Genomic DNA, 12,337 nt, shown 5'->3' on the forward strand with positions numbered 1-12,337 from the left:
CCCCGGGGCAGACCGGGGTAAACCGTCGGGTACCGGCTACTACGGCCAAAATCAAGGCCTTACCTACCGCCCGTCGTTTGTCCTATTTTCGCCCTCTTCCAGTACAGCCCCGATTTCGCAAATAAACTTTTCAAAATCACCAAGTTCGTTTCGTGCCATTTCATACACCTTTTCGGCGGAAACTTCCTGATAACCATGGACAACACGGTTGCGAAAACCAATCATGGCTGAATAAACCGTCAATCTATCCCTGGTAATCAATCCGCCCTCAAAGAGTATGCGCATGGCATCCCTGGCATCTCCCGGGGCATGACCGAATTTTTTAGCTGCAATATGATAGGCTAAATCTATCATGGCTTCCACCGCCGTTTGCAATGAATATTTTAAACCTCTTACCAACCAGGGATCCATTAATATGTCCTCTTTTTTCTTGCTTTTTAGCAACTCACTAATGCTGGCCACCTGTTCCCGTATATAGCCGATTTTGGCCATTATCCGTTCACGATCCAGGCCCACCGGCCATCACCCCGGCAAAAATTTCTTCCAGCGCCGCCCGGTACCGCGGGTACAAATCGGCATACCTTCTACTGACGTACTCCATTACATCGGTAATGCGCTCCATATTCCTGGCATAGATTAATTTCCCTTCTTTAATCACCCGAAAAGCAAAAAGCGGCTTCTCCGGGTTCACCAGAACAATATCATAGGGATGCCCTTCATAAGGCGGAAGCAAAAAGGATATGGCTGCTTCCAGCCGATCCGATTCGACACTGTCCAGTATTATCCCCGGCTCCAGTATCAGGCCCAGGTCAATGTCACTATCCGGCCGACATAGCCCCAGGATGGAGCCAAACAGATAAGCACCGGCCACCTGGGGGAAATTTTGCAGAACTGCCTTAACCTGTTCAACCACCGGATCGAGATTGATCCGCACCAGTTCGTTCACTCTAACCACCACCTCGTATCATAGTAGTAGAGCCACCGGACAATCCCAGATTCCAGTTTAGGAACAATATGGATTATCCGGATGGTTGGGAACCGGTTCCCGTATTACGGGTACCGAGGCCAACAAAATCAATGCCTGATTCCACAGCGGGTACAGTACCGGTACCGGTAAATCGCGCGATTACTGTATCGTGAAATGGGTATTGAGGGTAGTTGGTCAACAGTACCTCGAATATGGTGGTGATGCCCAAGCAGTTTGTAAACGCTCGAAATGTACACACAATCTAATCCCTGATCGTTATAAACCGAATGGACAGGTAAAAGTCCGCTGAGATATTTCTGGGTAATAGATAGTGATGGTTGTGGTCCTGTTCCAGCCGGCCCCGGAACGTGCTGTCAGGCAGTTGTCCCGGCCGGGCCGGCTTTCTGTTGCCTTTTTACACCAAGCTGGGTCTGGACATGGATGCCTCCTTTGCGGGACAATGGGACTAACAAGCCTGGTATGGGGATATTTCTTCCACCTCCAGTGGAGCCCGAAGGGCTACCATTTCGTAAAGCGTGTTACCCCTGGTCCGCCGTCCATTTCTAACCGCTGGATGTACCCCGGCTGTCTGGTGATGGGATTCGCAGCCGCCCATTCATGCACCCCCAGGGCCGGATGAGTACTGATTACGAGGGTGAGTAAGGCGGTTCCCCGGGGGCATCCAGGTCCTGTACCCGGCTTGATTTTTCTGCAAAAGGGAGGTGAACCCCGTTGAGCAAACTTTTTGTCGGTATCGACGTGAGCCTTAAGGATAACAGTGTTCGTTGCCCGGACGCCAATGGCGATACTGTACGGAAATTTAGTGTACCCAATACGGTGGACGGAGCAAATATCCTGGTGGATAACCTCGTTGAGCTTGCAGCCCGGCATTCTATGCAACAGGTAGTTCTGGGCCTGGAGGCTACTTCTAATTACGGTTACCACCTGACCGCTTTTTGCCAAAACTCGGAGAAACTGGCCCCGTTTTCACCGCAAATCCATGTTTTAAATCCCAGGACGGTCAATAACTTCAAGAAATCTTACAATGACCTGCCCAAAAATGATGATATTGATGCCTGGGTTATTGCTGATAAATTGCGCTTCGGTCGCCTCCCGGAGGAGGTTTCTATGGAGGAACGTTTCCTTGCCCTCCAACGGTTGACCCGCACCAGGTTTCACCTGGCCCGGACGATTGCCCGGGAAAAGACGTATTTCTTGAACAATCTTTTCCTGAAATTCAGTTCCCTGCGCCAGGAAAAGATCTTTTCCGACCCCTTCGGTGCTACAGCCATGGCAGTAGTAGAGGAGTTCTATTCACCAGACGAGATTGCGGCCATGCCTTTAGAGGAACTGGTCTCTTTTCTGCAAAAGAAGAGCAAAAACCGCCTGGTGGATGCTGAAGGGGTGGCTAAAGCCCTGCAGAAAGCAGCACGCTCTTCCTATAGCCTGAGCAAGTCCCCGGCTGACCCTGTTAACGCCTGCCTGGCCACCAGCATCAGTGTCATCCGCGCATTGCAGTCGGAACTGAAAAGGCTGGATAAGTTAATTGCCCAACATCTGGAGGCCATACCCCAAACGTTAACTTCCATCAAGGGCATTGGCCCGGTATATGCAGCCGGTATACTGGCTGAGGTTGGCGACATCAGCCGGTTTAAAAACCAGAAAGCTCTGGCCAAATATGCCGGCCTGGTATGGAACGAACACCAATCCGGCCAGTGGAAGGCCCAGGATACCCCGCGGGTTCGCTCAGGCAACAAGTACTTGCGCTATTACCTGGTGGAGGCAGCTAACCTGATTAGGGTGCATGATCAGGAATACCGCGCATTCTACCAGGCCAAGTACAATGAAGCACGAACACATAAACACAAAAGAGCACTCGTCCTTACCGCCAGAAAACTGGTCCGGCTGGTTTTTGCTTTGCTGCGCTCAAACCAGCTTTATATGCCCAGAAAAAGGGGTGATTGATCGCCTCCTTTAAGTGACCACTGCATGAAATGCCCAGATATTACCAGATTCTGGTTGTGGTTTGTTGTTGCCTTTTTACGGCTTAAGCCCAAAAATTTTTTCCAATTTCCCTTCAAAAAGGGCTTGACTTTTTACCGCTGCGCTTAACAACTTAACTCATTATTAAAGAAAGGAACTAGTACCGCGACACAGAAGTCCTTGCACACTTTTTACGAAGGAATTGGTTCAAATAACAGGGATAAAAACAGCCATTTTTATCCGTCAAATATCGTAAAACCTTTCAAAAGAAATAGTTTCTGTCTTTCTAAATTGAACATGAAAAATGTTAATTTTGATGTACGAATTTATGTGTCAGGGTACTAGCGATCTCATTCTCACACTCTTCCTTAAAACTTGATATGACCCTGACACCCCCTTGCTTAGCTAAATATACTTTTGAAAAAGAGAAGATTCAAACATTTAGATATAAATTTTCCTAATTGGCAATTACTACATCCATGCCTATTTTACTTCCCACAAAAGACCATGTCAACCAGTTTTGTCTAAAAAGTGGATATCCTTGTCTGAAACCGGCTTTTGCCTGTTTGAACATGGCTAAACAATGGTTAAACAAAAGCGGATCGCATTCAGGCGCGACACTCTTTAACAGCAGGGCAAAGCCAGTATCTTTTCCAACTCACTGGTCTTATTTGAGGCTCAAAGAGCCTTTTGCTGTGTGCCAGAAAAGGTAATTTCGTAGCTGTTTTTACCCCAGGGGCGAATTTTCCCTGATCATATTCGGGCTGACAATGCAGGTCCGGTGGGAGCGGAAAAAAATTTTGCCGGGCAGCCCTTCCTCAATGCTGTTCAGGCTCTCCGTAGTGTTGAGCTTGTCTTCCCCGGATGACGGCAACGTTGTTCAGGAAATAGATAATGAATCGTTGCGTCAGATCTGCTGCTCACCATGGCCAATAGCCTGTGGCAAATATCCGCCAGAACTGGTACAGCCGCTAATTCGGCAGCCGCCCAAAATAATCTTTTCCTCTACATTTTTCGGGAACCTTTCCCCCATTTTTTTCGTCTATTAAAATATAGCTTTGTCGTTAAAGCTGACTAAACAGAAGCCGGACGACTGTGGAATTCTCAATCACAGAATGGGGGCGGGCGGAAGATGCGGTACATAACCATGGTGTATCCGGATATTCAGTGGACGGGAAAAGCCGGCTGGTTCACCCGGAACCGCGGCGGGATGACGCGGGCAACCGTCACCGGGAGACACGGGGGCGGCACGAAGGTGGAACCGGGATCGTCCCTGTGGTCCACCGGGCGGCAGGGAGGGCGTCCCCATGCCTGAACCGGTCAGGGGCAACGGCCGCTATATGGCCGGATTGGATGGACTGCGGGCTCTGGCGGTACTGGCCGTTATCGCCTATCACCTGAACCTGCGCTTTGCACCGGGCGGGTTCCTGGGTGTGGGCGTATTTTTCGTGCTGTCCGGCTATCTGATCACGGACCTGCTGGTGGCCGAGTGGCAGGGTAGCGGGCAGATCAACCTGAAAAATTTCTGGCTGCGGCGGGCCAGGCGTTTACTGCCGGCGCTAATGATCATGCTCGTAGTCCTGGTGAGCTGGATCACGCTGTTTGACCCCGCCCGGCTGACAGCTGTCAGGGGCGATGTGCTGGCCGCCATGCTGTACGTCAGCAACTGGTGGCTCATTTTCCATCAGGTGTCCTACTTTGACCGCTTCGGGCCTCCCTCTCCCCTCGGCCACCTGTGGTCACTGGCGGTGGAGGAACAGTTTTACCTGCTCTGGCCGTTGCTGCTGTGGTGCGGGCTGCGCCACATCCCACGGCGGGGCCCGCTGGTGGGGCTGACCCTGGCCGGAGCGGCCGCCTCGGCACTGGCCATGGCCGTTATTTACCAGCCGGGCAGTGATCCCAGCCGGGTGTATTACGGCACCGATACCCGCGCCTTCGCCCTGCTCATTGGCGCCGCCCTGGCCCTGGTCTGGCCGTCCCGCAAGCTGTCCGGCAAAGTTTCGCCCCGGGTGCGCCTGGGCATTGACCTGGCGGGATCCATTGGCCTGCTCACCGTGCTGCTCATGATCTGGCAGACTAACCAGTATGATATCTTCCTTTACCGCGGCGGGCTGTTGTTGCTGTCGGCGGCCACCGCCGTGCTGGTGGCCGCCCTGGCCCACCCGGCCAGCCGCCTGGGCAAGGCCCTGGGCTGGCAGCCCCTACGCTGGCTGGGCGTGCGCTCCTACGGCATCTACCTCTGGCATTACCCGGTTATTGTTCTGACCAGCCCGGTGGTGGATACGGGTGGGGTTAATCTGGTGCGGGCCGGCCTGCAGGTGGCGGCCTGCATCGCCCTGGCCGCCCTGTCCTGGCGATATGTGGAGGAGCCCATCCGCCGTAGCGGCCTGCAGAAGTTGTGGAAACAGGTGCCGGGACGGGCACATCACCGGCAGGGCCGCCTGTCCATCAGAACCTGGGTTGTCCCGGCCGCCACCCTGTTTGCCCTCGGTGTGTTCTGCATGGGGATGACGGGATCTATTTCCACCATTACCAGCACCGTTTCCCCGGGGTCGGTTTCCGCCGCCATCCCGGGCTCCATCCAGTCAGGCCCGGACAACTCCGGGGGTTCGGATAGAAGCGGGAAAACGTTGACCGGCTCTCCCGTTAACCCCGGGCCGGGCCAGGGCAGGCCCCCGGAGGCTACCGGCGGCGCAAAGACTGCCGCTTCCGGGACAACGGCAGTTGGCCCGGGCGCTGCCCCAACGGGAGAAAGCCGAGAACCTGACCAGCCCCCCGGAAATTCCGGCACACCCGGCCCCAGCCCGGATACTCCAGCTCCCGTTGGGGTCGCACCGGGGCGGGGCGTTACCGCCATCGGCGACTCGCTTCTGACTGATGCCGAGCCCTATTTGCGCGAAATGCTCCCCGGCATCGTCATTGACGCCAAAATCAGCCGCCAGCTGATGGAAGCCCGGACGGTGGTGGACGAGCTCAAGTTGCAGGGCAGGCTGGGCAACCGTGTCATCATCGAACTGGGCACCAACGGGCCGTTCACCCGGGAACAACTGGTGTCCCTGCTCGATTCACTGGGACCTGTGCAGCAGGTGGTGCTGGTGAACACCCGGGTGCCACGCCCATGGGAACGTGTGGTGAACACCACCCTGGCGCAAGTGGCGGCGACTTACCCGCATACCACCCTGGTCGACTGGTATGCGGCCAGCGCCGGCCACGATTCATTCTTTGCCCCGGACGGTGTCCACCTCACCCCGGCCGGAGCCCGGTTTTACGCCGCCCTGGTGGCCGGGGCGGTGCAGCCGGACAAAGGTTAGTTTTTAATACCCGGGTTAATATGGCTTAGAAAAGCAAAACAGGGCAGCCGGCGCTTGAGGCCACCCCAGGTTTTCGTCAAAGTCGCACTACTAAATCCCAATCAGTGACAGGACCAGTTCTCCCAGTTTTAACTGTCTAAATTTCTGGGTCCATTATATTTCGCGTGGCACAATTTAGGGGGTCCAGGAATTTGGAAGCAACCTCATTCTTACAGCCTCAAGGCTTTCTAAATTCTAGGTGTCAAAGTCAAAATTAACATTCTATAAAGAGAAAAAGCCCAACGAAGCTAGTCGCTAGGCTTACCATTAAATACAACATCTACTGGTCAGCTTTTTTTACTGGCTTATTATCTCCTTCTAAAAAACAGTATGTTTTATTTAAATAATTTTTTAATTTTTTTCCATAGATTTTTAAAGATTTCTACGAAGACTGCGTTAAAGTGATTTATAATTCTCATAAAAATATATATAATAATTATATTGACTATTATAATTATTATATAATTTAAAGCCGGGATCAACCTGACGGCTCTTCCACCAGCCCCGGGGCAGACCGGGGCAAACTGCCGGGGGCCGGCTACCACGGCCAAAATCAAGGCCTTACCTACCGCCCGTCGTTTGTCTTGTTTTCGCCATCTTCCAGTACGGCCCCGATTTCGCAGATAAACTGCTCAAAATCACCGAGTTCATTTCGTGCCATTTCATATACCTTTTCGGCGGAAACTTCCTGATAACCATGGATAACACGGTTGCGAAAACCAATCATGGCTGAATATCCCGTCAATCTATCCCTGGTAATCAATCCGCCCTCTAAGAGTATGCGCATGGCATCCCTGGCGTCTCCCGGCGCGTGACCGAATTTTTTAGCTGCAATATGATAGGCTAAATCTATCATGGCTTCCACCGCCGTTTGCATTGAATATTTTAAACCTCTTACCAACCAGGGATCCATTAATATGTCCTCTTTTTTCCTGCTCTTTAGCAGCTCACCAATGCTGGCCACCTGTTCTTTTATATAGCCAATTTTGGCCATTATCCGCTCACGATCCAGGCCCACCGGCCATCACCCCGGCAAAAATTTCTTCCAGCGCCGCCCGGTACCGCGGGTACAGGTCGGCATACCTTCTGCTGACATACTCCATTACATCGGTAATCCGCTCCATGTTCCGGGAGTAGATCAACTTCCCTTCTTTAATCACCCGAAAGGCAAAAAGTGGTTTATCCGGATTCAGCAATACAATATCATAGGAATGTCCTTCATGGGGCGGCAGTAAAAGGGATATGGCTGATTCCAACCGGTCCGCTTCGATACTATCCGGATCTATCCCCGGCTCCAGTATAAGCCCCAGATCGATATCACTATCCGGCCGGCATGGCCCCAGGATGGAGCCAAATAAATAAGCGCCGGCCACCCGGGGGAAATTTTGCAGCGCTGCTTTAACCTGTTCCACCACCGGATCGAGATTGACCCGCATCAGTTCGCCCACTCTAACCACCACCTCTGCAGCACCGTGCTATTATACGTAGAAGAAATAAACTCCAGAAAATGGATGCCCCCAATAAATATTTTATCACAATTAACGGAAAATGCGGAGCATATTGTTAGCAGCATTGAAGAAACCTTTTCATCATTCCTCCATATATAATTGATCCGGATTAATAACCCTTCCTGATTGAAAATATTCCCTTCCATCCAATTCCCGGCCAGTCCTTTTCATGCTAAATGACATAAAAAAGTTTTAGTTTCCAGGAAAATTTCTCCTTTTTGTTAAATTGTTGGACAATTTTCTGCGCCTATATGGGGGTGAAGGTGATTATGGTACAATATTAACGAACGCAAATAAAACTTATACCACCCGGTAGCGAAAGGGGGAGCATGAATTTGGCCCACTTGCTGGTGGTAGACGACGAGGAAAGTGTCTGCGAGTTTTTAACTGAAGTCCTGGAGGACGCCGGCTACCAGGTGCAAACGGCCCTGGACGGGCGCCGGGCACTGGAAATGATTGAGCAGAACCCGCCCGATGCGGTGCTCCTGGACATCCGCATGCCGGAACTGGACGGTATGCAGGTGATGGACATCATTCAGCAGAAAGACGGCCGGCTGCCGGTGATCCTGATGACCGCCTTCGGCACCACGGACATGGCCATCCAGGCCATGAAAGCCGGCGCCTTTGACTATATTATCAAACCCTTCAACCTGGACGAGCTGGTGTTGACGGTAAAAAAGGCCGTGACCATGAAACAGCTGGCCCGGGAAGTGGAAGCCCTGCGGGAAAACCGCGTTCCAGAATACATGCCCGTGGAAAGCATGATCGGCCAGTCGGCGGCCATGCAGGCTGTGTACAAAAACATCGGCCGGGTGGCCAGCAGCAACGTGACGGTGCTCATTCAGGGGGAAAGCGGCACGGGGAAGGAACTGGTGGCCCGGGCCATCCACCAGAACAGCGAGCGCCGGAACGGCCCCTTTGTCAAGATCAACTGCGCCGCCATACCGGAAAACTTGATTGAGAGCGAGCTTTTCGGCCACGAGAAGGGGGCTTTTACCGGGGCCGGCGCCCGCAAGCCCGGCAAATTCGAACTGGCCCACCAGGGCACCATTTTCCTGGATGAAATAGGCGAGCTGAGCCTGGCCACCCAGGCCAAGCTGCTCCGGGTGCTCCAGGAAAAGGAATTTGAGCGGGTGGGCGGCACCGAGAGCATCCAGGTGGACGTGCGCATCCTGGCGGCCACCAACAAGGACCTGGAAAGATGCGTGCAGGAGGGCACCTTCCGGGAAGACCTCTTTTTCCGCCTGAAAGTATTCACCATCTGGCTGCCTCCGTTACGGGAAAGGATGGAAGATGTCCCGGTGATGGCCCGCTCTTTCCTGCACCATTACAGCCGGGAGCAGAAGAAAAAGGTGACCGACTTTTCCCCGGAGGCCATGGCCCTGATGATGCAGTACGACTGGCCGGGGAACGTGCGGGAACTGCGCAACATCTGCGAGCAGGCGGTGGTCATGGCCCGGGGACCGGTGGTCATGCCCGAAGACCTGCCCTTTTCCCTGCAACGGGCCGGCGGGGAGCTGAAGGATGTGGCCATCAAGCCGGGGATGACCCTGAAGGAAATTGTGGCCGATGTGGAACGGCGGGTAATCCTGAGGGCGCTGCAGGAGCACAACTGGAACCGCAGTGCCACCGCCCAGGCCCTGGGCTTAAACCGCCGCTCCCTCTACGCCAAGATGAAGGAGTACGGGCTGTTGCCCTAGACTACGAAAGGGTAAAAGAGGAAAGCCCGCTGCAGCCCCGGTTCGGCTTTGCGGCTTTAAAAAACCCCTGTTTGAGCAAGGGTGCAACCGTCCCGGTGAAACCGCCGGTGCGGTGAAACGAGAACCGTCCCGGTGACCCCCCGGTGAAACCCCAACTGCCGGTTACCGCTGGAAAACAGTGTGAACAAAAGGGCAAAACAATTGTGCAGCAGCAACAGCAGAAAGCATCGTGTGGGCAATTTTTGCCCACACGTGGGCAGGATTTGCCCACGGGTGGGCTTTTGTTTACCCGCCGGGCGGCCTGACCATGCCGCCCGGCCTTGATTTTACCGTCTTTTTTTATCCGGCCGCAGCAATAACCTGCTGGCATCATCATTGCTCTACCATATGTGCATCAGGTAACAATCCCGGGGGTGGGGCAGGTCACTGGAACTCATTAAACAGAACCCAAACATAAGGGGGGACATATGATGGATGAAATTCTGCAGCATCTTTCCGAAGAGGATCGGGCCAGGGTGAAAAAATTTGCCGCCGGTGTAACCGTGGTCATAGCCCTTCTTTCCGTTCTGATTTTCTGGATTGGCGTTGACTTTTTACGTGAAAGCGTCTACAAGCACTATTTTAACCCCTCCCGGCATGTGATTGTGGAACAGGACCCGGACACCATGGAGATTTACGCCTGGAAGGACGCCCTGGGCAATGTTTATAACGCCAACGATCCCGATGTCAAACATTTTCCCTATGGTGTGATGGTCCTGATCCTGCTTATCCTGGGCGGGGCGGTACAAAGCTATAATTTGCTGGTGGAACATTACGCGGTGATGCTGGTGGTTAGAAGCCGGGTGCTACAGGCCGAATCACCCCGCGGCCGGCTGCTGCAAACCCCTTCCCTGGAATGAAGGCAGACACCGCCGGTAACGGTGGCCATTGGGGAAAAAGAAGCGAAAATAAACAAAGAGCCATAAGGGGTGAAATACCGTGGATATTTTCTTACCCATAGCCGGCGTACAGATGACCGCCTACCTGGTGCTGGGCCTGGGGGGTATAGTGGGATTGCTTTCCGGTTTATTTGGTGTGGGGGGGGGATTCCTCCTCACCCCCCTGTTGATGATGGCCGGCATCCCCCCGGCCGTGGCCGCGGCCAGCGATACCAACCAGATTGTGGCCGCCTCCGCATCGGGCACCTTTGCCCACGGGCGGGCCGGCAATGTGGATTTCAAACTGGGCCTGATCATGCTCGTCGGCGGGCTGATCGGCGGCACCGCCGGCACCGGGCTGGTGCGGGTTTTAAGACAGCTGGGCAACTTTGACTTCGTCGTGAAGATCGTCTATGTGCTTATGCTCCTGGTAGTAGGCAGCTTCATGTTCATGGAAAGTTTCAATGCCCTGCGCAAAAGGGGAGCACCCGGCCCGGCGCCGGCGAAGAAACCCGGAGGGCCGGGCCTGGCCAGCCGCCTGCCCATGAAAACCTACTTCCCCGTCTCGGGCATCGAATGCTCCGTAGTGGCCCTGTTCGGCCTCGGCTTTCTCATCGGTGTGCTGGCCGCGCTCATGGGTGTGGGCGGCGGGTTCATCATGCTGCCGGTAATGATCTATATCCTGGGCATCCCCACCTTAAAGGCCGTGGGCACCAGCCTGTTCACGGTGGTCTTTACCGCCGTCAACGTGACCCTGGCCCAGGCCATTGTCAACGAAACCGTTGATGTGGTCCTGGCCCTGCTGCTCCTGCTGGGATCGGCCATCGGCGCCCAGTTTGGCGTGCGCATCGGCCGCAGGTTGAAGGGGGAACAGCTGCGCATTATCTTCTCCCTGATTGTGCTGGGAGTGATGGTCAAAATGGCCCACGACCTGCTGGTCACTCCCTCTTCCCTGATCGTACTGGGGGGTGGACATTGATATGCATGTGAAAGTGAAGACTGTAACCTGCCTGCTGGTGGTTGCGCTGCTACTCCTGGGAAGCCTGCCGGCCTGGGCCGGACTGGTAAATGTGACCGCCGATCCGGACCGCATTGATGTGGGTTTGAATTTCAGCGGCCGCACGGTAACCATAACGGGCACGGCACCCCCGGATAGCGATATTTATATTAAGCTGGTGTCTCCCGCCAGAAACGTTATGTTAAATAAAAAAGGCCGGGTTGGCTTCCTGTGGATGAATGTGGCCCAGGCCGAAGTGGAAGGCATACCCAAGATGTACCAGATTTACTCCTCCGCCCCCATTGACCGGCTGAGTCCAATTCTCCAGGAGGAAACGGGTATTGATAAAAATTACGATGCAGTGCGTTCCACCGCGGTCATCAAAGAAACCGCCGGGAACAACTCCCGCCGGTTGTCGGGTGCTGATGGAAAAGATTATCTGGACGCTCTGATAAATATGTACCAAAAAAACAACCTCTATCTGGTAAACGAAAAGGCGGTGGAGCGCAATGGCAGCCAGTTCTACCTGACCGTGAACCTGCCCGGTTCAGCGGCCCACGGGGATAGCCTGGTCACCGCCTATGCGGTGAAAAACGGCCGCATTCTCGGCCAATCCGAAAGCAAAATAAACGTCCGGCCGGTGGGTGTGGTGGGCTGGGCCCGGACCATGGCCAAGACCAACGGCCCCCTCTACGGCACCTATGCGGTGCTCATCGCCCTGGCCGCCGGCCTGCTCATCGACCTGCTGTTCAACTACCTGGAAAAGCTGATTGGCGCCTTAACGGGCGTGCCGGGCAAAGTACCCGGCAAGACCGGCAAAGGCCGGGAGGTCTCTGCGGAAATCCACTAAGACCCTGATGAAATTCCATCCTGCAGCCTTAATCTGCAACCTCAATGAAAAAGCTATGTCCGGTA

At 54.1% G+C, this 12,337-nt stretch carries 12 protein-coding genes; 7 read left to right on the forward strand and 5 right to left on the reverse strand.

The genetic code is table 11. The features are described 5' to 3' along the window. Positions 1–63: 63 nt before the first annotated feature. Together hepT (GFC01_RS03440) and GFC01_RS03445 are read right to left on the reverse strand one after the other, a co-directional pair. Positions 64–516: a type VII toxin-antitoxin system HepT family RNase toxin gene (gene hepT, locus GFC01_RS03440; protein WP_341473731.1), complete on the reverse strand. Its 453-nt coding sequence runs from the start codon at positions 514–516 to the stop codon at positions 64–66. Then, positions 500–946, reverse strand: coding sequence for a nucleotidyltransferase domain-containing protein (locus GFC01_RS03445; RefSeq protein ID WP_152945244.1), 447 nt, complete (start codon positions 944–946; stop codon positions 500–502). The genes hepT (GFC01_RS03440) and GFC01_RS03445 overlap by 17 nt, the downstream gene beginning before the upstream one ends. 753 nt (positions 947–1,699) lie before the next feature. On the opposite strand from GFC01_RS03445, the gene GFC01_RS03450 reads away from it, so the two are divergent. Beyond that, positions 1,700–2,932, forward strand: coding sequence for an IS110 family RNA-guided transposase (locus GFC01_RS03450; protein WP_152945245.1), 1,233 nt, complete (start codon positions 1,700–1,702; stop codon positions 2,930–2,932). 745 nt (positions 2,933–3,677) lie between these two features. Here GFC01_RS03450 and GFC01_RS20145 read toward each other — a convergent pair. Then, positions 3,678–3,824: a LytTR family DNA-binding domain-containing protein gene (locus tag GFC01_RS20145; protein ID WP_152945246.1), complete on the reverse strand. Its 147-nt coding sequence runs from the start codon at positions 3,822–3,824 to the stop codon at positions 3,678–3,680. Positions 3,825–4,082: 258 nt separating this feature from the next. Between GFC01_RS20145 and GFC01_RS03460 the strand changes: the two genes are divergently transcribed. Together GFC01_RS03460 and GFC01_RS03465 are read left to right on the forward strand one after the other, a co-directional pair. Beyond that, entirely contained in the window at positions 4,083–4,265 is a 183-nt protein-coding gene (locus GFC01_RS03460) for a hypothetical protein (RefSeq protein WP_152945247.1), read from the forward strand. Beyond that, entirely contained in the window at positions 4,258–6,261 is a 2,004-nt protein-coding gene (locus tag GFC01_RS03465; RefSeq protein WP_152945248.1) for an acyltransferase family protein, read from the forward strand. Before GFC01_RS03460 ends, GFC01_RS03465 begins: the two co-directional genes overlap by 8 nt. Positions 6,262–6,865: 604 nt before the next feature. Here the strand turns inward: GFC01_RS03465 and hepT (GFC01_RS03470) are convergent. Continuing rightward, complete coding sequence (hepT, locus tag GFC01_RS03470) at positions 6,866–7,318, reverse strand: type VII toxin-antitoxin system HepT family RNase toxin (protein WP_341473732.1); 453 nt, start codon at positions 7,316–7,318, stop codon at positions 6,866–6,868. Continuing rightward, the gene (locus tag GFC01_RS03475; protein ID WP_152945249.1) at positions 7,302–7,748 is read right to left on the reverse strand and encodes a nucleotidyltransferase domain-containing protein; all 447 of its coding nucleotides are present in this window, start codon (positions 7,746–7,748) and stop codon (positions 7,302–7,304) included. Before GFC01_RS03475 ends, hepT (GFC01_RS03470) begins: the two co-directional genes overlap by 17 nt. A gap of 389 nt (positions 7,749–8,137) precedes the next feature. On the opposite strand from GFC01_RS03475, the gene GFC01_RS03480 reads away from it, so the two are divergent. The 4 genes from GFC01_RS03480 to GFC01_RS03495 all read left to right on the forward strand — a co-directional run bounded on the left by GFC01_RS03480 (position 8,138) and on the right by GFC01_RS03495 (position 12,272). Further along, a complete protein-coding gene (locus tag GFC01_RS03480; protein WP_152945250.1) occupies positions 8,138–9,508 on the forward strand; it encodes a sigma-54-dependent transcriptional regulator in 1,371 nt (456 codons plus the stop codon). Positions 9,509–9,975: 467 nt separating this feature from the next. Then, the gene (locus GFC01_RS03485; RefSeq protein WP_152945251.1) at positions 9,976–10,407 is read left to right on the forward strand and encodes a hypothetical protein; all 432 of its coding nucleotides are present in this window, start codon (positions 9,976–9,978) and stop codon (positions 10,405–10,407) included. A 79-nt stretch (positions 10,408–10,486) separates the two neighbouring features. Next, entirely contained in the window at positions 10,487–11,404 is a 918-nt protein-coding gene (locus GFC01_RS03490; RefSeq protein ID WP_341473733.1) for a sulfite exporter TauE/SafE family protein, read from the forward strand. A 1-nt stretch (position 11,405) separates the two neighbouring features. Beyond that, positions 11,406–12,272, forward strand: a complete 867-nt coding sequence (locus GFC01_RS03495) for a TIGR02186 family protein (RefSeq protein ID WP_152945252.1) — start codon at positions 11,406–11,408, stop codon at positions 12,270–12,272. Positions 12,273–12,337: the final 65 nt, after the last annotated feature.

Origin of the sequence: Desulfofundulus thermobenzoicus (assembly GCF_009428905.1) — a bacterium.
In the GTDB taxonomy this organism is placed as follows: domain Bacteria; phylum Bacillota; class Desulfotomaculia; order Desulfotomaculales; family Desulfovirgulaceae; genus Desulfofundulus_A; species Desulfofundulus_A thermobenzoicus.